Origin of the sequence: Romboutsia sp. 1001713B170131_170501_G6, from assembly GCF_015668195.1 — a bacterium.
Lineage (GTDB): Bacteria > Bacillota > Clostridia > Peptostreptococcales > Peptostreptococcaceae > Romboutsia_C.
On record NZ_JADPFC010000003.1, the window covers coordinates 15,109 to 39,674 of the forward strand.

Annotated in this window: 26 protein-coding genes and 1 riboswitch; of the genes, 6 read left to right on the forward strand and 20 right to left on the reverse strand. The window is 26.1% G+C overall.

Going from position 1 to position 24,566, the window contains the following annotated elements; translation table 11 throughout:
* Positions 1–197: 197 nt before the first annotated feature.
* The 4 genes from trxA to I4U89_RS08830 form a co-directional block, all read right to left on the reverse strand.
* Entirely contained in the window at positions 198–509 is a 312-nt protein-coding gene (trxA, locus tag I4U89_RS08815) for a thioredoxin (RefSeq protein ID WP_195940015.1), read from the reverse strand.
* Positions 510–682: 173 nt separating this feature from the next.
* Positions 683–1,051 carry a C-GCAxxG-C-C family (seleno)protein gene (locus tag I4U89_RS08820; protein WP_195940016.1) on the reverse strand — a complete coding sequence of 123 codons (369 nt, stop codon included), beginning with the start codon at positions 1,049–1,051 and terminating at the stop codon, positions 683–685.
* Between the two features lie 111 nt (positions 1,052–1,162).
* Complete coding sequence (locus tag I4U89_RS08825) at positions 1,163–2,326, reverse strand: class I SAM-dependent methyltransferase (RefSeq protein ID WP_195940017.1); 1,164 nt, start codon at positions 2,324–2,326, stop codon at positions 1,163–1,165.
* Between the two features lie 224 nt (positions 2,327–2,550).
* Entirely contained in the window at positions 2,551–3,849 is a 1,299-nt protein-coding gene (locus tag I4U89_RS08830; protein ID WP_195940018.1) for a conjugated bile salt MFS transporter, read from the reverse strand.
* 331 nt (positions 3,850–4,180) lie between these two features.
* Here I4U89_RS08830 and I4U89_RS08835 point away from each other — a divergent pair, with 331 nt between their 5' ends.
* From I4U89_RS08835 to I4U89_RS08845, 3 genes are all read left to right on the forward strand, one after another.
* Positions 4,181–5,701, forward strand: a complete 1,521-nt coding sequence (locus I4U89_RS08835; RefSeq protein ID WP_195940019.1) for a hypothetical protein — start codon at positions 4,181–4,183, stop codon at positions 5,699–5,701.
* 145 nt (positions 5,702–5,846) lie between these two features.
* Positions 5,847–6,338, forward strand: a complete 492-nt coding sequence (locus tag I4U89_RS08840; protein ID WP_195940020.1) for a DUF2975 domain-containing protein — start codon at positions 5,847–5,849, stop codon at positions 6,336–6,338.
* A gap of 13 nt (positions 6,339–6,351) precedes the next feature.
* Positions 6,352–6,576, forward strand: a complete 225-nt coding sequence (locus I4U89_RS08845; protein WP_195940021.1) for a helix-turn-helix domain-containing protein — start codon at positions 6,352–6,354, stop codon at positions 6,574–6,576.
* A 153-nt stretch (positions 6,577–6,729) separates the two neighbouring features.
* Here I4U89_RS08845 and I4U89_RS08850 read toward each other — a convergent pair whose 3' ends face one another.
* Both I4U89_RS08850 and I4U89_RS08855 read right to left on the reverse strand, forming a co-directional pair.
* On the reverse strand, positions 6,730–8,739 hold the full coding sequence (locus tag I4U89_RS08850) for an ABC transporter permease (RefSeq protein WP_195940022.1): 2,010 nt from the start codon (positions 8,737–8,739) through the stop codon (positions 6,730–6,732).
* Entirely contained in the window at positions 8,729–9,496 is a 768-nt protein-coding gene (locus I4U89_RS08855) for an ABC transporter ATP-binding protein (protein WP_195940023.1), read from the reverse strand. Before I4U89_RS08855 ends, I4U89_RS08850 begins: the two co-directional genes overlap by 11 nt.
* 219 nt (positions 9,497–9,715) lie before the next feature.
* On the opposite strand from I4U89_RS08855, the gene I4U89_RS08860 reads away from it, so the two are divergent.
* The gene (locus I4U89_RS08860) at positions 9,716–9,910 is read left to right on the forward strand and encodes a zinc ribbon domain-containing protein (protein WP_195940024.1); all 195 of its coding nucleotides are present in this window, start codon (positions 9,716–9,718) and stop codon (positions 9,908–9,910) included.
* A 53-nt stretch (positions 9,911–9,963) separates the two neighbouring features.
* On the opposite strand, the gene I4U89_RS08865 is transcribed toward I4U89_RS08860, so the two are convergent.
* The 7 genes from I4U89_RS08865 to I4U89_RS08895 form a co-directional block, all read right to left on the reverse strand.
* On the reverse strand, positions 9,964–11,664 hold the full coding sequence (locus I4U89_RS08865; protein WP_195940025.1) for an ABC transporter ATP-binding protein: 1,701 nt from the start codon (positions 11,662–11,664) through the stop codon (positions 9,964–9,966).
* Between the two features lie 236 nt (positions 11,665–11,900).
* Positions 11,901–12,860, reverse strand: coding sequence for a siderophore ABC transporter substrate-binding protein (locus I4U89_RS08870; RefSeq protein ID WP_195940026.1), 960 nt, complete (start codon positions 12,858–12,860; stop codon positions 11,901–11,903).
* A 67-nt stretch (positions 12,861–12,927) separates the two neighbouring features.
* Positions 12,928–13,683, reverse strand: a complete 756-nt coding sequence (locus tag I4U89_RS08875) for an iron ABC transporter ATP-binding protein (RefSeq protein ID WP_195940027.1) — start codon at positions 13,681–13,683, stop codon at positions 12,928–12,930.
* Positions 13,683–14,696 carry an iron chelate uptake ABC transporter family permease subunit gene (locus tag I4U89_RS08880; RefSeq protein WP_195940028.1) on the reverse strand — a complete coding sequence of 338 codons (1,014 nt, stop codon included), beginning with the start codon at positions 14,694–14,696 and terminating at the stop codon, positions 13,683–13,685. Before I4U89_RS08880 ends, I4U89_RS08875 begins: the two co-directional genes overlap by 1 nt.
* Positions 14,686–15,639 (reverse strand): ABC transporter permease, encoded by a 954-nt coding sequence (locus I4U89_RS08885; RefSeq protein WP_195940029.1) that lies wholly within the window; start codon positions 15,637–15,639, stop codon positions 14,686–14,688. Before I4U89_RS08885 ends, I4U89_RS08880 begins: the two co-directional genes overlap by 11 nt.
* A gap of 266 nt (positions 15,640–15,905) precedes the next feature.
* Positions 15,906–16,094: an asparagine synthase gene (locus I4U89_RS08890; RefSeq protein ID WP_195940030.1), complete on the reverse strand. Its 189-nt coding sequence runs from the start codon at positions 16,092–16,094 to the stop codon at positions 15,906–15,908.
* A 33-nt stretch (positions 16,095–16,127) separates the two neighbouring features.
* Positions 16,128–16,328: a hypothetical protein gene (locus I4U89_RS08895; RefSeq protein WP_195940031.1), complete on the reverse strand. Its 201-nt coding sequence runs from the start codon at positions 16,326–16,328 to the stop codon at positions 16,128–16,130.
* 280 nt (positions 16,329–16,608) lie between these two features.
* On the opposite strand from I4U89_RS08895, the gene I4U89_RS08900 reads away from it, so the two are divergent.
* Positions 16,609–17,427, forward strand: coding sequence for a MerR family transcriptional regulator (locus tag I4U89_RS08900; RefSeq protein WP_195940032.1), 819 nt, complete (start codon positions 16,609–16,611; stop codon positions 17,425–17,427).
* Between the two features lie 11 nt (positions 17,428–17,438).
* Here I4U89_RS08900 and I4U89_RS08905 read toward each other — a convergent pair whose 3' ends face one another.
* From I4U89_RS08905 to thiS, 5 genes are read right to left on the reverse strand one after another with little or no spacing between them, the layout of a single operon-like run.
* Positions 17,439–18,080 (reverse strand): thiamine phosphate synthase, encoded by a 642-nt coding sequence (locus I4U89_RS08905; RefSeq protein ID WP_195940033.1) that lies wholly within the window; start codon positions 18,078–18,080, stop codon positions 17,439–17,441.
* Complete coding sequence (gene thiH, locus I4U89_RS08910) at positions 18,080–19,183, reverse strand: 2-iminoacetate synthase ThiH (protein WP_195940034.1); 1,104 nt, start codon at positions 19,181–19,183, stop codon at positions 18,080–18,082. The genes I4U89_RS08905 and thiH overlap by 1 nt, the downstream gene beginning before the upstream one ends.
* Position 19,184: 1 nt before the next feature.
* Entirely contained in the window at positions 19,185–19,961 is a 777-nt protein-coding gene (locus tag I4U89_RS08915) for a thiazole synthase (protein ID WP_195940035.1), read from the reverse strand.
* A gap of 19 nt (positions 19,962–19,980) precedes the next feature.
* Positions 19,981–20,787 carry a sulfur carrier protein ThiS adenylyltransferase ThiF gene (gene thiF / locus I4U89_RS08920; RefSeq protein WP_195940036.1) on the reverse strand — a complete coding sequence of 269 codons (807 nt, stop codon included), beginning with the start codon at positions 20,785–20,787 and terminating at the stop codon, positions 19,981–19,983.
* A gap of 1 nt (position 20,788) precedes the next feature.
* Positions 20,789–20,983 carry a sulfur carrier protein ThiS gene (gene thiS / locus I4U89_RS08925; RefSeq protein ID WP_195940037.1) on the reverse strand — a complete coding sequence of 65 codons (195 nt, stop codon included), beginning with the start codon at positions 20,981–20,983 and terminating at the stop codon, positions 20,789–20,791.
* A gap of 130 nt (positions 20,984–21,113) precedes the next feature.
* Positions 21,114–21,225: riboswitch (TPP riboswitch) on the reverse strand.
* Between the two features lie 222 nt (positions 21,226–21,447).
* On the opposite strand from thiS, the gene I4U89_RS08930 reads away from it, so the two are divergent.
* Complete coding sequence (locus I4U89_RS08930; protein WP_195940038.1) at positions 21,448–22,224, forward strand: CPBP family intramembrane glutamic endopeptidase; 777 nt, start codon at positions 21,448–21,450, stop codon at positions 22,222–22,224.
* Between the two features lie 92 nt (positions 22,225–22,316).
* Here I4U89_RS08930 and hpf read toward each other — a convergent pair whose 3' ends face one another.
* Positions 22,317–22,847 (reverse strand): ribosome hibernation-promoting factor, HPF/YfiA family, encoded by a 531-nt coding sequence (gene hpf / locus I4U89_RS08935; protein WP_195940039.1) that lies wholly within the window; start codon positions 22,845–22,847, stop codon positions 22,317–22,319.
* 140 nt (positions 22,848–22,987) lie between these two features.
* The gene (locus I4U89_RS08940) at positions 22,988–24,439 is read right to left on the reverse strand and encodes a DEAD/DEAH box helicase (protein WP_195940040.1); all 1,452 of its coding nucleotides are present in this window, start codon (positions 24,437–24,439) and stop codon (positions 22,988–22,990) included.
* Positions 24,440–24,566: the final 127 nt, after the last annotated feature.

A 24,566-nucleotide genomic window follows, 5' to 3' on the forward strand; every position in this document is an offset into this window, starting at 1 on the left:
TATAAAAATATCTTTTCTATTTACATCATTATTATAATATAATTTACATATTTATTTTATTTAATTAAACCTTCTGTTGTAATTAAAAATTTTATATTTTTAGATTGTTTATCAAGACTTATATCCTATTTTTATTTTAATCAATTCCTTAATATAATAAAAAATGGATACTTAAACTTTTAAGTATCCATTTTTTATTATATATGAACTTCTACTTTATTTTTTATAGCTTCCTTTGGCATAAATCCAACCATAGTATCTACAGGCTTTCCATCTTTAAAAATCATCATTGTAGGAACACTAGATATCATATATTTTCTAGCTATTTCAAGACTCTTATCTATGTCTACTTTAACAAATTTAGCGTCATCTTTCATTTCAACGCTAAGTTGTTCAAATATAGGAGCTAGCATTTTACAAGGTCCACACCAAGTAGCAAAGAAATCAACTACTACAACCCCATCATTTATTTCTTGTTCAAAGTTAGTACTATCAAGTATTTGTGCCATTTTTCCCTCCAAAATCTCCTGTTTAATATTTTTAAATTAATATATGTTATCTATAATATAAAGTATATTAATTTTATAGTATATTTATTGCCCTTAGTAACTATTAAATCAATTTTTCAAAATTTTATATCTAGATAAAATTTATTTATATTTAATAGTTAATAATTTTTATTTTACATTTCCTCTGCAAGTAACTCATTTATAGCATCATAAGTAAAATTTATTATTTCATCACATCTAACTTTATTTTTCTTTAAGTCTACACATATTTCTGAGTTATATTTTTCTCTAACTTTTTTCATTAACTTATTTGAATATTTTCTAGCTATATTAGCTTCTGTATTATTTTCCCTGCCTTTTATAAATCCTATAACTAGCACTCCTGCATTTACAGCACCACATACACTTCCCACTGTCATACCAACTCCCATACCACTACCTAATGCAACAGGTATGTTTGTATCATGTTCTTCATTATATGCTTTTATTAATGCTTCTGCACAAGTATACCCTTGACTATGGTATTCTGATGGTCTTATCATACTATCACTCCTTAAGTACTTTATGTTTATGAGTATATGTTACCATACTTTGCTATATATTTCTGTGACTTTATCACACATATAAACAACCCTTATAATTATAAAGATTCCTTATATTAACTTATCATCTTTTAGAAGCTTGTATAATGTCGGCTTAAAGTTAAATTCACTTATTAAATTATTTACTTCATTTAACGCTTTTTCTCTTTTCTCTTGAGACACTTTTCCCTTAGCCGCTCTTATTAATATATTCTTAGGCGAGTGGGCTATATCTATAAATTCTAATAATTGAGTCTTATATCCTATACTTTCAAGTAGATTTGCTCTTACAGCATCTGTCATAAGTGCAGCCATTCTTTCTTGTATTATTCCATACTTTGTGAGTAATGAAAATTCATCTGACTTCATTTGACTATTAAATTCATGTTGGCAACAAGGAACTGAGAATATCATCTTTGTATTCCACTTTATAGCATTATATAAAGCATAATCAGTAGCTGTATCACATGCATGAAGTGTTATTACCATATCTACCTTATCTGTAAATCTGTATCCATTTATATCTCCTAGTTCAAATCTTAAGTTATCATAGTTATACTTTTTAGCTATTTCATTACACTTTTTAATAACATCTACTTTTAAATCCAGGCCTATCATATTTACATCTATTTTTTTTATCTCTACAAAATAGTAATATAAAACAAACGTTAAGTAAGATTTTCCACATCCAAAATCTAATATAGTAAGTTCTTTATAGTTATTTTTCTTAATCTCATCATCAATAATTTCTATAAATCTATTTATTTGCTTATATTTATCATATTTTGATTTAACAACCTTACCATCCTTAGTAAATACTCCTAAGTCTATAAGTGGTTGTATTATCATTCCTTCTTTTAATATATAGTTTTTTTCTTTATTATGACTCTTATTTACCATATTTGAATTATCGCTATTCTTTTTTCCTAAAAATATTTTACCTTTTTTAGATACTTTTAGATCAAAAGTTTTAGACATAGTCCATGCTGCTAATTGTTTATAGTTATCACCTATATACTCTAATAATTTAGTATTTAGTTCATCTTTTTCTATATTTTCATGAAATACTTGTTTATCTGTATACTTTTCTATTTGATAATATTCTTTATTGTTTTTTTCTTTTAAAAGTATATTTATTTTATTGTATTCTATATCTTTATTTTTCTTATTACTTATAACTACTTTAATAACTTCATCTTTAGTTATTTCATCAATTGATTTTATTAATTCTTCCATTCATTCACACCTATCATCTCATATTTTTATGCCTATATAAGATATTATTATATATATTAGATTAATTCAAACTCTTTTTGCATAACACCATAATGTATAATCATTTTTTAATATTTACCTTATATACTTATCTCTATTCCTCCATCTTGTAAAATTTTTTTGAGAATATAGTCATTTCTAATGAAATAAAATAAAAATTCGCCTTTAATTAAAGGCGAATTTTTTTAAGCTACTTTAGTTTTACTTTCAATTTCTAATTTCTTTATTCTATCTTTATTTAGATTATTCATTCCTCTAGATGCTATTATAAGTAATGTGTATGCTGCTGCAACACAAGCTAATATTCCCATCCATGCAGTGTTATAACCAAACTTATCTGTAAATAAACCAAATATAGCTGATCCTCCTGAGAATCCAAGTGCAAATACTAAGTTTATCATCCCTAATATACTACCATATTCTTTTCTTCCAAAGAATGAACCTGTAAGATATGCTGGTCCCATCATATACATATAAACAGCTATACCTTTTATAGCAGAGAATGCATATGCAAATATTGGAGATCTTCCAGACATAGTTAAGAATATTCCTGACACAAACACTGCTACCGATGATATTACTAAACACTTCATAACACCTATTTTATCAAATAATATACCACCAACTACATTCCCGCATAATGATGTAATTGCAAATATTGAACCTGACATTGCTACAACACTAGGATCTAGCTTTAACTCCCCTTGGAAATATGCAGCATATTGTACTGAGTATGCAGATACATATATTCCTACAAATAAGAATCCTATTGCCATCATCCAGAAATATTTTATCTTTTGTACTTCTTTTAATGTATATGCTAAATCTAATTTTTCTTTATTTTTATCTTCTAGCTTATCTGCTTTTTTATTTCCTACTACTATTTCATCTTTATTTTTAGGCATTCTTATCATTAATAATGCAACTGGTATACCAACTGCTAAAGATAATACTCCAAATAAGAAATAAGCTTTAGAATATCCATTAGATGCTATTGAGTATATAGCCATTTGTTGAAGGAATATATTACCTATAGACCCTCCAGCAAAAGCAATTCCCATTGCCTTTCCTTTTGTACTTTCATCAAACCATGAGTTTATTAAAAGTGGAACCCCTATAGCTGATATAGCTGATGTCCCTATATTAACTATTCCTGCTACTAAGTAGAATTGCCATAACTCTGTACACATAGAGAATAACATGAATCCTCCACCAGATAATAAACATCCTACTATATATATTAATTTAGCATTTATCTTCCCGTAAAGTGCACCTATAAATGGAGATGCTACTGCTGATACTATCGTTCCTATTGTAAATATTAATGAGAATGAACTCAGACTAAACCCTTTATCCGTTGTTACTGGATGTATAAATAGTGGCTGAATATTTGATGCTACACCAAATGGTATTGCTTGTATAAGCATACATGCTATTACTATCATCCATCCTTTTGCTATTTTGTTACTCTTTAAATTACCCATATATCCTCCTAATTTTATTGCCTAGAAATTTTCTAGTTTTTCCTCACTATAATTTTAGTATATTTTGTCTTTTCACTTAAGAAAACGTATTTTACCTTGTCTATGCTTATATAATAACACGTATTGTCTACTTAATTTTACGAATAATAACGAAACTTAAGGATATAAGGAATTTTTTATATTCCTCTGCATTTTTCATTGAAGAAACTTTCTTCAAATTGCTTCTATTTTATTATATTTCAATCTTTTTCGAACTCTTATAATATATGTTAGTAAGTGATATAATATAATTCAAAAGCTAACATAAAACGAATTATTGGGGGGATATAACTTGAAAACTATTACTTTTGGAAGTTTATTAGAGAATCTACTATACTTATCAAATCAAAAGAAAAGTAGTTTGGCGAAGTATGTAGGTTATGATGTTTCTTATGTAAATAAGTGGATTCTTTCTAAACATCTTCCAAGCTCAAAAAGAATAAATGAAATATGTAAGAATATATCAGACTTTATTATGAAGTCTTTAAATGATAATACATTAGATAATTTAATAGATTATTTTGAAATATCTTCTGATAGCAGTAATGAATTCATCGGAGAATATATAGAAACTAAACTTAAAGAAACTTATATGGATACTGTCAATGTAAACAATACCCAGGTAAAATCCATGCCTAAAACTACGCATTCAGAAGAATATTATAATAGTACTTCTTTAGTTAATCCAGGTATAATATATAAAACTTTTTTTAAAGAATTAGGTTTTTATGCTGATAAAGACGAAGATTTAGAAGTGCTAATCTCTGTAAATTTACTTTATCTAAATCATAAAGATAAATTAACATTATCTAACTTAAAAGCTTTTTTAAATGAATTAAGTAAAAAAGTTAATGTTAAAGCAAGTTTTTTAATAGGTCTTAATGACTATGAAGAGGAGGATGTTATTAATACTCTCCTTGCTATAAACTTAATTTCAACATCTACTTCACTTAATTTTAAACTATATAATTGTAGTATAAATTCCAATACTGCAATATTTGCAATTAAAAATAAATTCTTATCTACAAATCTATTCTTTGAAGAAGGTGAGTGTATGTTTACAACAACCTCTAAAGATAGAAAATTAGTAGAAGATTTTTATGCTAATATAAAGTATACCTTAAAAAATAAAGGAAAACTTTTATATGATAAAAGAGACTGTACTTCTATGATAGAAAACCAAACTTATATTCAATATATAATGAACAATGATTTAAGGTGTCTTTTAGGCTCTATTAATGAATTCTTTATGCCTCCAGATTTATTCATGGAGATTGCTGAAAGAGTTTTTGGAGATAATAAAAAAATTATAAATGAGCTAAAAAAGATAAATGTATTCCTTCATAATGTTACTTATAAATCTAATCTTAAAGTACTTATATATGAATCAGAACTTAGAAAGTATATGTCTTCGGGATGTTTACACTTTTTCAATATACCAGTAACTCTTACATTTAAAGAAAGAGAAAGGCATATTGAATATATAGAAAAAATATTAATGGAATCTAACGATGTTGAAATACGATTAGTTGATGGAGATTTTGTTGATGACTTTAGAGAAAAAGAAAATCCATCTTTGTATCTATCTAAGAATTTAAAGTTTACAAAAGTACATCCTAATTCTGGACAAAATGATTACTTTATAATAAGTGACAATGATTTTAAAAATATGTGTAATAATTTATTTGATACACTTTGGAATGATAGAAAAGATATAGTATTAGATAAAAAAGAAGAAATATTAGATAGGATATCAAAATCTATAAGTTATACGCGAATAATAAGTGAAAATTTCGGAGAAAATATAGAGTAAAGTTGAAGCTGTAGAAAAGCCTTTTGCTATCTACAGTTTTTTTGTACATTACATTATTGTAATATTATGTATTTTTATTGACAAACGATAATTTTGTATTTATTATAGGTGTATAATATATATTTTTTAAGAGAGGTAAATAAAAATGATAAAAAGCTTAAATTCTAAAATATTAAATGTTATTATATTAATAGGAATATTTATTACAGGTGTTTTGCTCCTAGCTACACCAATGATAAGTATAGCTTTATTTAAAACACAAATACCTATATCACAACTTAACTCAATAATGATTAATGTATCAATTTGTGTATACTTATGTTTTATACCTTATATGATATCTTTATTTAAATTAAAAAAACTTTGTAGATTAATTATAAAAAATATACCTTTTACTATGGCCAGTTCAAAAGCTCTAAAAACTATATCTATCTGTTCTTTTAGTGAGATTATTATATTTTCTGGATGCTTATTATATCTAAAGTACTTTGTAATCCCATTTAATGATACACTTATAATTCCAGCAATTATAGTAGTTACTTTTGTCTGCCTAGTTATAGGATTATTATGTCTTACTCTATCTCAATTATTTGAGACAGCTACAAAGATAAAAGATGAAAATGATAAAACAATTTAGTGAGGAATATTTTATGCCAATTCTTGTAAACTTAGATGTTATGATGGCTAAAAGAAAGATTAGTTCTACCCAACTCTCCAAGGAACTTGGTATAACTATGGCTAATCTATCTATATTAAAAAATAATAAAGCCAAAGCTGTAAGATTTACTACATTAGATTCAATATGTAAAATACTAAACTGTCAACCAGGAGACATATTAGAATATGTAGATGAAGATGATGAAAGATTGAAGTAAATAATGCTAAAAAGGAGCTATATTAGATTTCTAATAGCTCCTTTTTAGTTTAGTATTAAAAAAAATTGTTATAAGTTCCACATTAAACTAGAACTTTTTTATTGTATATATAAAACAAGCTAGATATATACCATATCTAGCTTGTTTTATATATTATGAATTTTTAACTATATTTTTATATCCAGTATAAGTTGCATAGAAATATCCAACATATATAAACATAAATATTAACGCAGTTATTAAAGATGATAATCCGATATCTGGCTTGTTGTACATAGCTATAAACTCATTTGATACTTTTATACCAACTATAGAATGTATAAATGCAAGACCTATTGGTAAACTAAAGTATATTAATGTTTGTATAAATATACTTTTATTTATCATTTTATCATTTGCACCTATTCTTCTTAGTGATTTATATCTTTCTATACTATCACTTGCTTCTGATAACTGTTGTAATGCTAATACTGCCATACTAGATATTAAGAATATTATTCCTAGGTATATACCTATAAATAACATAGTTGTTGTCATACCTTTACTTTCTGCATATACTTGAGCCTTAGTTTCTCCATAGATAAATGGTGAGTTTTTATAGTCAATCTTATCATTTTTAAAATCATCAAATAACTTAGATAATTTTTCTTCCGATTGCTTGCTGTTTTCTCCAAAATTCACATTTAAATAAGATTCTCTAACTTTAAGTTTGTTTGTTAAATCATCATTAACTACTATAGTAAACATATTGTCAGCTATAGCAGTTGTATGAAGAGAGTCCTCTATAACCTTTTCATTTTTAACCTTATATTCTTTTTTATCTATTTTTATCTCTTTATTATTTTCTAAAAAGTTATTTATTATTTTGCTAGCCATATTATTATTTGACATAATTAAAACTTCATTCTTACCTAAATCTATGCTTTTTTTACACTCTAGTTTTCTTATGTCATTGTATTCTGATATTTTTATAAAATTAGCATCTAAGTCTTCTATCTTGTTTAAATTCTTTTGATTTTCCTTATCTAAACCTTTATTTAGATTCTTCATTTCAAAACCTGACTCATATGTATTATAGTATACATATTTGTCTTTATCATTAAATTTAAATCCTAAATTATTTAAAGCTTCTTTTATACTCTTAACTTTCTCATCTTCATGTGCAAATATTCTCGCACTGGCATCAAATGGTGTTGTTTTCTCAAGTCCTTTTTCTAATGCATTTTTAAATCCTATTCCAGTTGATAACATCCCCATAGTTAAAAATAACATTAGACATATAATAGACATTGATATAAAGTTTGTATTAATTTTACTATTTATTTGCTTTGTTATAAAAATATTTAATCCTTTAAAATAAATATTTTTACTATTTTTAAATATATATAATCCAAATCCAGCTAAACTATAGAAAAATAAGAATGTACCAACTACACCAAGTCCTATTGACATTGAAAATCTTATATCTTCAACATTAAGTCCAACATCTAATATTAACTTATATGCAGTTCCTATTGAAATTAAGCATAAAATAAATGTTATTAAATATATAATTGGATTTTTAAATCTTATATTTTCATTCTTTTTCCCTGCTGTTAGTAAATCTATTATCTTGTATCTAGATATTATAATTACATTAAATGCCATAACAATTAAAAATATTATTCCAAAATATATTATGGTTTTTATTATTGCACTTGTAGAAAGAATAAATTTATACTCACTCATACTTACGTCAAATAATTTAGATGTAAATAATGATAACCCTTGACTCATTATTAGCCCTAATATAAGTCCACTTGCTAATGATATCACTCCAACTATAAATGTCTCTAAGATTAGTATTTTAGATATTTTTCCTTTACCCATACCTAAAGTCATATATATTCCAAGCTCTTTTTTACGTTTTTTTATTAAAAAATTATTTGCATATAATATTAAGCTACCTAAGATAAATGATACAAATATAGATATTCCACCTATAATCTTAGATAGTGTATCTACAAATCCCATTGTTGAATTATTCATCTCTAAAACAGCTTTTTGAGATTCTATTGAATTAAAGCTATAGAATATACTTACAGCTAAAGTTAGAGTTAAAAAATATATAGCATAATCTTTGAAGCTCTTTTTTACATTTCCTATTGCTATTTTAGAATACATCGTTGTCATCACCTCCAAGAAGTGTTATAACCTCTATAATTCTATTGAAAAACTCTTTTCTAGTATCATTGCCTCTTACTAATTCACTAAATATTTTTCCATCTTTTATAAATAGAATTCTATGAGCATAACTTGCAGTGAAAGCATCATGTGTAACCATAAGTATAGTTGTTTTTAAATCTTGATTTAGACTTTCAAATCTTTCTAATAATAATCTTGCTGCTTTTGAATCTAAAGCTCCTGTAGGTTCGTCTGCAAGTACTAATGATGGATTTGTAACTATTGCTCTTGCAGATGCTACTCTTTGCTTTTGCCCTCCTGATATTTGGTATGGATATTTATTTAATACTTTTTCTATTTCTAGGTATTTTGCTACTTCTTTTACTTTAGAATCTATATTAGATGGCTTCTCCCCTTTTATAGTAAGAGCTAATGCTATATTTTCATAGTTTGTTAAAGTATCTAAAAGATTAAAGTCTTGAAATATAAATCCTAGCTCATTTTGTCTAAACTTATCTAATTTTTTTGATTTTAAATTCGTTATATTTTGGCCATTTATTATTATATTTCCTGTAGATACGTTATCTATTGTCGATATACAATTTAGTAAAGTCGTCTTACCACTTCCTGAAGGACCCATTATACCAACAAATTCACCTTCATCTACTCTAAAACTTATATTATCGATTGCCTTTGTTATATTATCTTTGTTCCCGTAGTATTTTTCTATATTTTCAACTTTTAATATATTATTCATTTAATAACCTCCTTAGATTTCTTATATATGTATTTTATACTAAATCCAAAAATCTACATATTTATTTATCTTTCATTTTCATTACACTTTTGTAAGATTTTATAATTTTCTAATATCTCTTATTGTCTAATTTAGGTATATGTAACCATATTGCAACCAAATTCGTCTAAATATCTCTTACAATTATACTAATTACTTATTTACTAGGGGGAATACTTTATGAACTGTTTAAGATGTGACACAAGCCTTGAATTTTTAAAAGAATATAGATTTGATTCGCAAGAGGCTGACCGTGGATTTTTTAAAGCTATCTTTGATGTAGAGGAACATTTAATATTTAAAATTTACGTCTGTCCTAAATGTAGACATACAGAATTTATATATACAGGTAAATCAACTTGGGTTGATTTATAACAAAAAAAAGATGATTCTAATATTAGAATCATCTTTTTATTATATCTAACATACTATTTCCTATGAAGTTTTGAATAAACTCCACCTTTTTCTATAAGTTCCTTATGAGTTCCTCTCTCCTCTATACCTTTTTCCGTTAATACTACTATCTCATCTGCATTTTTTATAGTTGATAATCTATGAGCTACAACTAAATTTGTTCTATCTTTGCTTAATTCTTCTAATGATTTTTGTATTTCATATTCTGTAACGTTGTCAAGGGCTGATGTCGCTTCATCTAGTATCATTATTGGAGGATTTTTTAAGAATATCCTAGCTATAGAAATTCTTTGTTTTTGTCCTCCTGATAATTTAACTCCTCTTTCTCCTATATATGTATCATAACCTTTAGGAAGAGTTTGTATAAAATCATGTATTTTAGCCTTTTTACAAGCGTCTACTATTTCTTCATCAGTAGCACCAGTTTTTCCTATTACAATATTATCTCTTATAGTTCCTGTAAATAAAAATACATCCTGTGCTACAACACCTATATTTTTTCTTAAGGAATCTAAACTTACGTCTTTAATATTTATTCCATCTATTTTTATACTACCTTCGTCAAAATCAAAAAACCTAGGTATAAGGTTACATAGAGTTGTTTTTCCTCCGCCTGATGGACCAACTAAAGCTATTGTTTTTCCCGCTTCTATAGATAAATTTAAATTATCTAAAACTTGATTTTCATCTTCATATGTAAAAGATACATTTTCTATTTCTATATTACCTTTTACATTTCTAAGTTCTATTGAATTTTTGGCTTCCTTTTCTGTTTCTTCATTTATTATTTCCATAAATCTTTCAAATCCTGTCATACCATTTTGGTATTGTTCAGTAAAGTTTATTAATTTTCTAATTGGTTGTATAAACATTTTTACATATAAAAGATACGCTGCAAAATCACCTAAAGTTATACGGTTCATATAAGTGAAATATCCTGCTACTATTAAAACAACTAGCTCTAATAAATCTATAAATAAAAACATTCCTGAAAAATACTGTGCCATAACTTTATATGCACTTTCTCTCGCGTATTTAAATATATTATTAGATTTATTAAACTTTTCTAATTCCTCTTCTTGGGTACAGAATGATTTAGTAACTTTCATACCTGCTATACTATTTTCTAAAGTAGCATTTACATCACCAGTTTTTACTCTAGTTTCTTTAAATGCCTTATTCATTCTCTTTCTTTGAGTTATAGCATATAAAAGTATTATAGGTAATATAGCAAAAACTATTAGTGTAAGTTCTATATTTATTCCTAATAGTATAAAGAATGAACCAAATAACATTACAATAGATATGAATAAGTCTTCTGGTCCATGATGAGCCAATTCAGATATTTCCATAAGGTCATTTATTATTCTAGACATTATAACACCTGTTTTATTATTATTAAAATAAGAACTTGGAAGTTTTTGAAGATGAGTAAATACATAGCTTCTCATATCAGCTTGCATCCTTACTCCAACCACATGCCCCCAATATTGCATAAAATAGTTTAATCCTGCTTTTATAATAAATATAACTAATAAAGATATTGCAAATACAGCTAACATTCTTGTATCTTTATTTGGAACAACATCATCCATTATACTTCTAGTTATCATTGGATAAACTAAGTCACATAGTGCCACCGTGAAAGCAGCTAGTAAATCAAGTACAAACAATTTTTTATAAGGTTTGTAATATTTTATGAATTCTTTTATCATTGTTTACCTCCATCTTTCAATATATTTATATACTGTATATAATATTTTAAAACTATTTTATATTTTAAAAATTTTATGTACTCCACATAATTATATTTCTAATTTATGTATAAGTAAATGATATCTATATTATTCTTAGAAATAATGTAATTTATATAATGAGCACCAAAGAATAAAAGTTGTATAAGAATTACACTCATCCTCATACAACTTTTAGTAAATTACATTTATTTGTATTATTTGCTTATTGCTTCATCTACCTCATCTAACATAGTATTTGTAGATATTATTCCACCATCACTTAAATACCATGAATGAGTATCTAGATAAACTATATTTCCATCTTTAGCTGCCCTAGTATTATTTATTAATTCATTATTTAATATTTCCTGTGCTGGCTTTTGACCTTCGCCACTAGATATAACTGATTTATCAACAACAAATATATAATCTGAATCTTGGCTTGCTATATATTCAAATGAAACATCTTGTCCATGATCTGAATTTTTTACATTTTCATCAGTTTCTTTAAATCCTAAATTCTTATATATTATCCCAAATCTTGATTCTGCTCCAAGTACACTCAATGATCCATCACTAATCATTAATGTTGTTGCATTTAAATCTTTTTCTTTTACTTTATTATTTATTTCTTTTACTTTTTTATTTATCTTCGCTAACTCAGTATCTACCTGTTCTTCTTTATCAAATATGTCTCCTATAACTTCCATATTGTGAGTAAAAGATTCCATGTACTTACCATCTTCTTTTGATAATGATATAGTTGGCGCTATTTCCGTAAATTTATCATAGAAACTATGTTGCCTTCCATTTATTATTATTAAGTCTGGCTTAAGTTCATTTACCTTTTCTAAGTTTGGTTCTTTTAAGCCTCCAACATTTCCGTATTTAGATCCTTTGTATTCGCTTAAATATTCTGGTATCGAAGATGATTGCGGAGTTCCTACTACACCATCTATACCTAAACTTTGCATTGCATCTAATGCTGCATAGTCAAAAACTACCACTCTCTTAGGATTAACTCCTACCTCTGTAGTTCCTAAGGCATGCTCTACTTTAACTGTTTCATCTGCTTTAGATGCAACTTCTTTATTGCCTTTATTTGAAAATACTAATGCCCCTCCTATTAATCCTGCTATAACTAAACCTGATATAGCTGCTACTTTTTTATTCATAATAAGTCCTCCTAATAATTTTTATTACTTTATATTGATTATCTTTATCATTAAAATTTTAAATTTTTTAGAAATAAATACAAATTTTATCTCCATTTATCTCTTGGATATCAAATTCCATCTCATATATTTCTTCTAGTACTTCTTTTTTTATTATCTCATCAGTCTTTCCATACCTTGCTATTTTTCCATCTTTAAGTGCTACTATGTAATCTGAATAACAAGATGTATAATTTATATCATGCATAACTAAAATTACAGTCTTTCCTAGCTCATCACATAAATTTCTAAGTACCTTCATCATTTCAACTGAGTGCTTCATGTCTAAATTATTAAGTGGTTCATCTAAAAATACATATTCTGTATTTTGAGCTATAACCATTGCTATATAAGCTCTTTGTCTTTGTCCTCCACTTAATTCATCTAAGTATCTATCTTCTATATCTTTAAGCTTCATATATTCTATTGCTTCATCTATATATTTATTATCTTCTTCGGTAAGCCTTCCTTGGCTATGTGGAAACCTTCCAAAAGCAACAAGTTCCCTTATTGTAAGCTTTAGATTTATATGATTAGATTGTTTTAATATAGCTATCTTAGTAGATAATTCTTTATTGTCCCAATCTTCTAATCTTTTTCCATCTATAATAACTTCTCCACCATCTTTTTTCATTAACCTAGTTATTATAGATAAGGCAGTACTTTTTCCAGCTCCATTTGGTCCTATAAAAGATGTTATTTTTCCTTTTTCTATATTTATTGAAACATTATCAACAACTGGTTTATTTGAATATTTTTTTATTATATCTTTTACTACTATCATTATGCTTTACTCTCCTTTAGCAATAAGTATATGAAATATACTCCCCCTACAAAGTTTATAATTACACTTAGAGTTGTATTAAAGCTAAATACTCTTTCTACTAAGAATTGCCCACCAACTAATGTTGATATACTTATAAGAATTGATGCTACTATTAAGTAACTGTGCTTATATGTGCTTAGCAGTTGCTTCGTTACGTTTACTACTAATAGTCCTAAGAAAGTTATAGGACCTACTAAAGCTGTAGATATTGATACTAATATAGATACTACTATTATCATCTTTTTAACAACTTTATCATAATCCACGCCTAAATTTATGGCATTATCTTTACCTAAACATAATACATCTAAATACTTAAGTTCATCATATATAAATGGTATTATTGCTATTAGCATTATGGCTGCTATTAAAAGTATTTCTGTATTTACATTTCCAAAACTTGCATGTAAGCTATTTTGAAGAGTAGCATACTCATTTGGATCTATTACAACTTGCATGAAAGTAGACATACTTTTAAACAAAGTTCCAAATATCATTCCTACAAGAAGTAAGAAAAATATATTATTTCCACTTTTTTCAAAAAGTTTTTTATATAAAACAAAAGATGCTATAACCATTACTACTACTGATAATAAAAAGTTATGACTTTTACTTGCTATAAATTTACTATCTATTCCAACAATAAATACTATAAGTGTCTGAACTAATATGTATAAAGAATCCAAGCCTAATACACTTGGTGTAAGTATATTGTTATTAGTTATGGTTTGAAAAATCATAGATGAAAAAGCTATACATCCACCGGTTAATACTATTGCTATTAACTTAGGTATTCTTTGACTCATAGCATAATCTATGTGTTCTAGATTTACTCCTGCTATTAAGAATAGTGCTGAAAATGCAATAACCATTAGTCCTATTACATATATAATTCTTTTTTGTTTATTTTCTTTTTGTAATCTGATGTTTATATTTTTACTAGGTAATTTATTTACACTACTAACTTGCATATGACTTCCTCCTTAATATCATATAAAGGAAAACTATACTTCCTATAACACCAACTGTTAATCCTATAGGTATTTCATAAGGATATATCACAATCCTTGAGAATATATCACATGTTAATACAAATATTGCTCCAAATAGTCCTGTATGCCATATACTATCTTTTACATTGTCCCCTTTATAAATTGATACTATATTTGGTACTATTAATCCTATAAAAGGTATACTTCCTACTGTTATTACTACGCATACTGTAACTATTGCTACAATAATTAATCCTAAGTTCACAACCTTATTGTAATTAAGCCCTAGATTTGTTGCAAAATCTTCACCCATACCTGCTATAGTAAATTTATTTGCATAAATATATGCAAGTATTATCATTGGTATTGTTATGTATAATATTTCATAATTTCCTTTAAGTATCATAGAGAAATTTCCTTGCATCCAAGAAGTTATATCTTGCATTAAATCATATTTGTATGCTATAAAAGTCGTCATTGAGCCTATTATATTCCCAAACATTATACCAACTAACGGTACAAATACAGCATTTTTAAACTTTAGGCTTTTTAATATTTTCATGAAAATAAAGGTTCCACCAAGAGCAAATGCAAAAGATGTTATCATTTTGCTACCCATAGTTGCATTTGGTAGAATTAGCATCGCAAATATCAATCCTAATTGAGCTGAATCAATAGTAGCTCCTGTTGTCGGAGATACAAATTTATTTCTACTTATTTGTTGCATTATAAGACCACATATACTCATTCCTATTCCTGCAACTAATATACTTATTAATCTAGGCAATCTGCTTATCAATAAAATATTTAATTGTTCTTCATTTAAAGTTAATATATCTACTATCTTTATGTTATGTACTCCTAAAAATACTGATATTGCAGATAATATTATCAATATTATTCCTAAGTATCTTTTCTTCATCTTTCCTCCTAGCTAAAACCTTATATGAAAACACATATCCTTTGAAATTAATTTTCAACTTATCTTAATTTTATTGATAATTATTATCATTGTCAATATTTTTTTAATTTTTAATAATTATTAATTTAAATATTTATTTTCAAAAATAAAAACAAGTTCTTAAATATATTAGTAACTTGTTTACATTTATATAACAAACACCTATTAGTAGTGACTTTTTAATATGTAATATAAAATAAGAGGAGAATGGATAATCTCCTCTTATTTTAATATTTAGCTATATCTATCCCACCTAAAGCAATATGAGCAACTCCTGCTCCCACTAGAAGTGCGCCTGCCATATTTTTATAATCTTCCTTATTGAATCTATCTTTTTTATTTTGCTTTGCATCTAGCATCAAACCTGTGGCTGTTACAACTGTTCCTAAAGCTACTGGTATTAATCCTTTTTTCATATTGTTACCTCCATAATTATATAATTTTATGACTTATCTTAATTTGTTATTTGGATTATCTACTCTATTATGAGTTCTAGGTCCTGCACCTACCCTAGTTATGCATCTTCTATTTCCACTACTATCAATTTCTGTAATATTTTCTCTATCTGTATTTGTATTCTCACTTTCTGTGTAAAGTAGTTGTTTTCCTATATTTTTTAATCCATCAATAAAAGAATCATTATTTTCCACTACCTTCACTCCTTTTTATAATTTATTTAACATTAGTTTGTTCATTATAAAAAATCAAATACAGCATAATTTTTACAATAAAATCTACTTATATTCTTTTTTTAAAATAATATCCATTTATACATATACTTTACATATTTTTTTCATTATAAAAATATTCCTATTTTATAGTATTTACTTTTAAATTAAAAACTATCATAAATCAATGCTAATTAGATTAATTTTAAACATTTTGTGTTATATTTATAATTAAGCTATTATATTATCTGGGGTGTTTTAGATGAAAATTAATAAAAATATACATTTTACTACTGGAGAATTTGCTAGACTTTGTAAAACTAGCAAGCAAACTCTTTACCATTATGATCAAGTTGGAATTTTTTCTCCTGAAATAAAAGGAGATAATAATTATAGATATTATTCTTATCAACAAATAGAAATTTTTGGGGCTATAACAATGCTAAAGGATATTGGTATGCCTTTAAAAGAAATTAAAAAATACTTAAGTAAGAGAAATCCCAATGAATTAATTAATTTGCTGGAAAAGGAACGTATAAATGTAATCAATAAAATAAATAAGTTAAATCAGATAAAACTTTTTATCGATAGAAAAATTGAATACTCCAAAGATTTTATTAATAATTATACAGATGAAGTTAGCATTTTACCATTACAAGAAGAATACATATTTATTTCAAAAGTTTTTAATTGTTCTACAGATAAAGAAATTTATGAGGCTTTCTCTACTCATATAGGTCGTTGTGAAGATAGAGGTATAACTTACCCCCATTTTTTAGGTCAAATACTTGAATACAATGATATAATTAATGGTAATTACTTAAATTATAAATATATATATAATAAACTTCCTAATAAAGAACATTCTAATTTTACTAAGACTAAAGGATTGTATATTGTTGCATATCATAGAGGTAGTTACTATAACACTAGCATCACTTATAATAAAATCTTAAAGTTTATAGAAGAAAATAATCTATCTGTTCAAGGTAATTTCTATGAAGATATAATACTTGATGATTTAGCAGTTCAAGGATATGATGATTATGTAATAAAAATCTCAATAAAAGTAAGCGTCTAAAATAACAAAAATCATTTTAAGACGCTTACTTTTAATCTATATTCACTTATTGTTTTTTCTATATTTTTACTACTCATTATAGTAGACATAACAGCTATATCATCACAATAATCTACTATATATTTAACATTGCTAGGTGTTATTCCACCTAATGCAATTAAATTTATATTTGAATTAGTAAATAAAGAATTAGCTTCTTTTAATATTTCTATTCCCTTTGGTTTTAAATTTTCCTTGCACTTAGTTTCATATATGTGTGATAAAAATATATAATCTGCATTTCTTTTTAGTACTTCTACTATATCTTTTATACTATGCGTTGATACTCCTAATAATTTATTAAAATTTTTAATATCTATATACTCACTTGTATTTTCTTTATTTTTTTCATCATAAATATCTATAAACTTATCAAATGGCAAATGTATACCATCGGCATCAACTCTTTTAAATACTTCTATATTACTATTTATTATTAGTTTAGTTTCCTTATTTATATTTTTTTTAATCCTAAAATATAAATCCTCTAACTCATCATTACTCAAATCTTTTTCTCTTAGTATTATATTTTTAACACCAAAATAAGATGCTTCTTTTATAACTTCAATATATCTATCATATTTACATAAATGTCTATTCGTTATTAGATACATTAAAACCTTTCCCAATCTTTAAATATTTGTTGATATCCAATATCTTTTAACATGTCTTTTATATCACTAACACTACTCTCATCACTAATTTTAAATTGAGATGTATCTTCACTATATTGAGAATGTCCTCCTACATTTGTTGATACACCTGCACTTAATTTTGTAACGCCCAAAGGTATTAAGTTTCTTCGTAGTGATAAACTTTCTCTAGTCGATAAGTTTATACCACCTTGATTATCAAATAATCTCATAACAACCATAGCTTGTACTAAATCTTTATCCTTAACATCAACTATTTTTTCATAGCAGCCCTTAAATGGTCTTATTCTAGGTATTGAGTATGAAACATCTACATGTGGATATTTTTTTCTTAAATATCTTCCATGCATTAATGTAAAAAAAGTTTCTTTTCTAAAATCATTAAGACCTAGCAATGAACCTATTGATACACTTCTCATTCCACCTTTTATTCCTCTTTCTGGTGAGTCTAATCTATATTTATAATTTGATTTTGGACCTTTTAAATGTACCTCTTTATAAATATTTTCATCATAGACTTCTTGATATACAGTAAGGCCTTCAACCCCTTTATCTACTAAATATTTATACTCTTCTTCATCCATTGGATAAACTTCTATTGTGATAGATGGAAATTTATTTTTAAGAACTTCTACAGCTTCACCTATATACTCTACATCTGAATGAATTTTACTTTCTCCTGTTAAAAGTAACAAATGTTTAAATCCCTCTTTAGATATTTCATTTCCTTCTATTTCAATTTCATTAATATTTAGCTTTTTTCTACTTATTCCAGAATCTATATTATATCCACAGTATAGACATTTATTTACACAATAGTTTGCTATATACATAGGAGTATACAAAAGTATAGTCTTTCCAAAATATCTATTAGTTATCTCGTGTGCTTTTTGTGCCATTTCTTCCAGGTATTTAGTGGCTTTTTTCGATAATAAATTTAATAAATCATATTCATCTAAATTATCCTTTTCTAAACTTCTTAAAACATCATAATTTGATACATTTTCTAGATATTTATCTATATCAATATCTTTATACTTTTCTATAACATTATAAAAACTCAAATTAAACACCTACTTCACTTAAAAATCCAGTAAGAGGTGAAGATGCATTTGCAAAATTGCTTACTCTTCCTGTTTTAGCTAAATATGCTTCTCTTCCACCTTCAACTGCTAATTTGAAAGCATTCGCCATTTTTATAGGGTCGCCTGCACTAGCTATTGCAGTGTTTACAAGTACTGCTGCTGCCCCCATTTCCATAGCTTCCATAGCTTGAGATGGTTTTCCAATTCCTGCATCTACTATTATTGGTATATCTAATTCTTCTATCATTATTTTTATCATTTCTTTCATTTTAAGTCCCCTATTAGAACCTATTGGTGCCCCCAGTGGCATAACTGCTGCTGCCCCTGCTTCTATTAACCTTTTTCCTGCATATAAATCTGGGCTCATATATGGAAGAACTACAAATCCTTCATCAGCAAGTGTTTTAGTTGCTTTTATAGTTTCTTCATTATCGGGTAATAAGTACTTTGTATCACTTATTACTTCTATTTTTATAAAGTTTCCACATCCCATTTTTCTAGCTATTCTTGCTATCCTAACAGCTTCCATATGATTAGTCGCTCCTGATGTATTAGGAAGTATCGTCATATTGTTAGGTATATGTGATAGTATATTTTCTTCTGTATTGTCTAAGTCTACTCTTCTTAATGCCATAGTTATTATTTCACTGCTACTTGACTCTATCACTCTTGGTAACATATCATTTGAACTATATTTTCCCGTTCCTATTAAAAGTCTACTATTAAACTCATGTCCATTTAATATTAATTTATCCATTTTTATCCCCCATCTAATCTTATTTGTCTTCTATCAATATTTTTGTTGCTAAATTAGCCATGTGATTAGCACATATAGCCACCCTTGGTGCCATAAGCCCATCACCTTCTTTAGCTTCATTTATCTCATCTCCACATATATAAAATTTGTCTCTAATTTTTCTTGTTTTTATTATGTTAGAATCATAATATCCTGCCATTCCAGATGAGGATATTAAATATTTATCTCTCATTTTAGTTAAAATGTTATTTGCAATTTCTGCTTTGTACTTTGGATTATCAAAAGCCTCTATTATTATATCTACGTTTCCAAATTCATGTATATTTGCTGAATCTATTATTTTGTTTATAGTTTTAACTTCTATAAATGGATTAATATTTTCTATATTATTTTTAAGTGCCTCGGTTTTATATTTTCCTATATCACTTATAAAATATTGTTGTCTATTTAAATTAGATGGTTCTACTATATCAAAGTCTGCTAATATTAATGTTCCTACGCCTATCCTAGCTAAAGATATAGCTATATTTGAACCCAATCCACCAATACCTAATATTGCTACTTTTCCATTTTTTAATTTGTAGTGAACATTTGGAGTATGTCTGCTAACCATAAGATTTTCTAATTCTTCAAATTTTGGAATTTCACCCCTTTTTATTAATGTAACTCTATCATTTTCATATAATTCTAAATCTACACATGCATCTACTGGATGACCATTTAATATTATTATCTCTGCATCTTTTTTATATTTTTCTTTAACTTTATCTACTGTAACTATATCTTCATCAATATTTACAAGTAGTTCATTTATAAAAAGTTGCATCTTATCCCCCTCCAACAAACCTTATGACTTCTATAACATCTTCTTCTCTTAGTATATAGCTATCGTATTGATTATTTTCAATTATGTTTAAATTTATCTCTACTACTACTCTATCTTTTTTTACCCCAATATCTTCTAATAATTTTGATATTGTCATACCTGATTTAAATTCAAACTCTTTCCCATTTACCTTCACTTACATTTCCTCCTTTTAAGGATTATCTTTTATAAGATATAAAAATAATTATATAAATTTAACTTTAATGGCATTAAAAAAGCACTCTCTTTTTATAGAGAGCGCCTTATTTAACTAAAAATCTAGGTACATTAAAATATACGAGCTTCCCTACGTAAGAATTATCTTAATCAGGTTCTTAGAGTCTGAAAGTTATGGCTTTACTTCTCAGCTATCCAATCATAGCTCCCCTAGCTTTTATTTATTTTTACAAGTTGAGTGTAGCACAATGTATTTTCATAATCAACAAATTATTAGTTTATAAATAAACTATATATATATTTATTATACGAATTTTATTTAATTTCCCTATTAAATTAGTTAGATTTCTTATGTATAATAATTATATAGTTATTCAATAATTTCAATATACTTTGAATTATTCTATAAATTAATTCTTATAAAAAATTCGGAGGCGAAAAAAATTGATTTCAAAAGATACAAAGTACTTTTTTGTAGTACTAATACTTTTTTGTATAATTGGATTTACAGTAACTATATCTACAACACAACTCAATATTTTAATATATGGTTCTCCTATTTTTATGTTATTTTATGCACTTTCAGGGTATTCTCCTGCTTTAGCTGGATTAATTACCGCTAAAAAGTTTTTGTCTAAAGATGAATTTGATAGATTTTTAAGGAACTGTATAAATGCAAACAGGAGTTTAAAGGAATATTTATATGTTATTATTGCCACTTTAATACTTTGGACCGTTCCATATATAGTAGTTGAAATATTTAGAGGATATGGTGCCTTACTAAAATCTCCACTAATATTTTTAAGTTGGTTAACTCCTATAATGATATTTGGGGGAGGATTAGAGGAAATAGGATGGAGAGGTTTTTTACTTCCTAAATTACTAAAGAAATATTCTCCTTTTAAAAGTTCTCTAATAATAGGTGTTATTTGGTCCTTATGGCATCTACCTTTATGGTTTGTAGTTGGTACACCACAACAACATACTAATTTTATTCCATTTGCTCTTAGTTGTATTGCTTCATCTTTTGTACTTACTTACATATACATGGAAACTAATAGCATTTGGCTTTGTATATTATTTCATGCTTTAGATAATGCTTGTTCTTATGTATTTGAGTATGATGTGGATTTACATATAATTATAGCTCTAGCAACTTGTCTAGCTGGTTTTATTATATTTTATATATCAAAAAAATGTATAAAACTAAAATCTAAATAATTCAAGTTATGTTAATAATAATAAGCTATTTTTTAATAATAAAAAACGTATTGAAAATTTCAATACGTTTTTATTATTAAATGTTTATGGTATTACACTTGTTCTATAAGGCCATATCCATCATGTCTTTTATATACAATACTTGTTTCATTTGTTTCTATATTTCTAAATACAAAGAATTGATGTCCTAATAAATTCATTTGAACAATTGCATCTTCTGGAGTTATTGGCTTGTCCATTTTAAATTGCTTTCTTCTTTTTATTACATCGTCATCTAAATCTATTTCTTCATATTCCTCTATATTATCAAATCTTATACTTTCATTTTTTCTATTTCTTCTTATCATTTGTGTTTTATATTTTCTAAGCTGTTTATAAAGCTTATCGTATAATAAGTCTATTGCTGAATATAAATCTTCTTGGCATTCTTCAGCTCTAACGATAGTTCCATGTTTAGTATATACTGTCGCTTCAATACTTTGATTTTTTCTCTTTACATCTATTTTAACATGTACATCAAAATCATCATTAATATATTTTTCTAGCTTTTCAAACTTACTTTCAATTTTTTCTCTTATTGCCTCTGTAACTTTTACATGCTTTGAAATTATTTTTACGCTCATAGTATGTACCTCCTGTATCTGGACTACATTTTTGTATATACAAGTTATCTTGTATATTTAAATAATAACAGGAAAACAATTACATTTTAAGGCTATTATTATATATTTTTTTGGTGTATTATAGAAATTAAGGGGGTTTTTTATCTATTATCTTTTTTTATTTTTACCATCTTCTTTTTTACGCTGATCTCTTTATATTTCTTTAATATAATTTCACCTTTATGGTTTAATATATCTGCATAAGAACAAAGATCTTGTACCTCTATTACACCTATATCTTCATTATTTATTCCCTCTATACTATTAAGAGCCCCGACAATATCTATAACTCTTATTTTCTTTTTCTTTCCAGCATTTAGGTATAGCCTCGTTACTTCACTGTGAACCTTTTTTTCTTCATTTCTATTTTTTCTATTTTTTAAAACTTTTTTGTTATTTTCTTCAAACTTAGCTTTTCCTAAAGTAATATCTTCTTTTTTTATGTTATCTAGCTCTTCTATTTTATATCCAATATAATGTTCTATGTCTTCCATATACTTTTCATCTTTTTGATTTACCATAGTTATAGATTTTCCAAAGCTTTTTTGTCTTCCTGTCCTACCTATTCTATGTATATAGTTTTCTTTATCTCTAGGCACATTAAAATTTATAACTAAAGATATATCATCTATATGTATACCTCTACCGGCTACATCTGTACTTACTAGTATATTAAATTTACCATTTTTAAAATCTCTTATTGTAAAATTTCTTTTGTCTTGAGACATATCGCCATGAAGTTCTGTTACTAAAAATTTATCTTCTTTGAGATTTTTATAAAGCTTTGTAACAGCTTCTTTTGTATTGCAAAATATTATTGTCGATGTTGGAGCTTGAGAATATATTATATCTTTTAAAGTATTATACTTTTCTTTATCCTCTACTTTAACTATCTGCTCTAATATTTGTTTATTATTTAATAAATTTTCATTTTTTATCTCTACCACTTCTGAATCTTTCATATACTCTAAGCAAATATCTTTTATATCTTTATCTATAGTCGCTGAGAATAGTCCTTTAATGCTATTTTTAGGTATACTATTAAAGATAAACTCCATATCTTCTACGAATCCTTTATTAAGCATTTTATCTGCTTCATCAATTATAAAATATCTTATACTTTCAAGGTTAATTGTCTCCCTACTTATATGATCGATTATTCTTCCTGGAGTTGCTACTACAATATGAACTCTTTGCTTTAATTCCTTTATTTGATCTTTCATAGGTTGTTTTCCAAATATAGCACTACATCTTATTTTCTTCAATCTACCTATATTAGATATCTCTTCTTTTACTTGAAGTGCTAACTCTCTAGTGGGTACAACTATTAGTGCTTGAAGATTGTTATTATCCACTTCTACTTTTTCACATATTGGTATAGCAAAGCTCGCAGTTTTTCCACTACCAGTTTTTGATTTAACTATTATATTTTCATATCTTAATAGCCTTGGTATAACTTCACTCTGAACTTTCGATGGTGAATTATAGCCTAAATTATACAATGCTTTTAATATTTCTTTATTTAATTTTAAACTCTCAAATTTATTATTCATTTAACTCCACCTTATCTAATTTCACTATTATTGTTTTATTAACCATCATAGAATATGGTTAATATGTTTATTTTATTTCAATGTTTTATTGTATTATAATTGTCTTTTTATTTTATTACTTTTATAT

Coding starts and splice junctions, on each gene's coding strand:
- trxA (WP_195940015.1), bottom strand. CDS start 509: ATGGCACAAATACTTGATAGTACTAACTTTGAACAAGAAATAAATGAT.
- I4U89_RS08820 (WP_195940016.1), bottom strand. CDS start 1,051: ATGATAAGACCATCAGAATACCATAGTCAAGGGTATACTTGTGCAGAA.
- I4U89_RS08825 (WP_195940017.1), bottom strand. CDS start 2,326: ATGGAAGAATTAATAAAATCAATTGATGAAATAACTAAAGATGAAGTT.
- I4U89_RS08830 (WP_195940018.1), bottom strand. CDS start 3,849: ATGGGTAATTTAAAGAGTAACAAAATAGCAAAAGGATGGATGATAGTA.
- I4U89_RS08840 (WP_195940020.1), top strand. CDS start 5,847: ATGATAAAAAGCTTAAATTCTAAAATATTAAATGTTATTATATTAATA.
- I4U89_RS08845 (WP_195940021.1), top strand. CDS start 6,352: ATGCCAATTCTTGTAAACTTAGATGTTATGATGGCTAAAAGAAAGATT.
- I4U89_RS08850 (WP_195940022.1), bottom strand. CDS start 8,739: ATGTATTCTAAAATAGCAATAGGAAATGTAAAAAAGAGCTTCAAAGAT.
- I4U89_RS08855 (WP_195940023.1), bottom strand. CDS start 9,496: ATGAATAATATATTAAAAGTTGAAAATATAGAAAAATACTACGGGAAC.
- I4U89_RS08860 (WP_195940024.1), top strand. CDS start 9,716: ATGAACTGTTTAAGATGTGACACAAGCCTTGAATTTTTAAAAGAATAT.
- I4U89_RS08865 (WP_195940025.1), bottom strand. CDS start 11,664: ATGATAAAAGAATTCATAAAATATTACAAACCTTATAAAAAATTGTTT.
- I4U89_RS08870 (WP_195940026.1), bottom strand. CDS start 12,860: ATGAATAAAAAAGTAGCAGCTATATCAGGTTTAGTTATAGCAGGATTA.
- I4U89_RS08875 (WP_195940027.1), bottom strand. CDS start 13,683: ATGATAGTAGTAAAAGATATAATAAAAAAATATTCAAATAAACCAGTT.
- I4U89_RS08880 (WP_195940028.1), bottom strand. CDS start 14,696: ATGCAAGTTAGTAGTGTAAATAAATTACCTAGTAAAAATATAAACATC.
- I4U89_RS08885 (WP_195940029.1), bottom strand. CDS start 15,639: ATGAAGAAAAGATACTTAGGAATAATATTGATAATATTATCTGCAATA.
- I4U89_RS08890 (WP_195940030.1), bottom strand. CDS start 16,094: ATGAAAAAAGGATTAATACCAGTAGCTTTAGGAACAGTTGTAACAGCC.
- I4U89_RS08900 (WP_195940032.1), top strand. CDS start 16,609: ATGAAAATTAATAAAAATATACATTTTACTACTGGAGAATTTGCTAGA.
- I4U89_RS08905 (WP_195940033.1), bottom strand. CDS start 18,080: ATGTATCTAATAACGAATAGACATTTATGTAAATATGATAGATATATT.
- I4U89_RS08915 (WP_195940035.1), bottom strand. CDS start 19,961: ATGGATAAATTAATATTAAATGGACATGAGTTTAATAGTAGACTTTTA.
- thiF (WP_195940036.1), bottom strand. CDS start 20,787: ATGCAACTTTTTATAAATGAACTACTTGTAAATATTGATGAAGATATA.
- hpf (WP_195940039.1), bottom strand. CDS start 22,847: ATGAGCGTAAAAATAATTTCAAAGCATGTAAAAGTTACAGAGGCAATA.
- I4U89_RS08940 (WP_195940040.1), bottom strand. CDS start 24,439: ATGAATAATAAATTTGAGAGTTTAAAATTAAATAAAGAAATATTAAAA.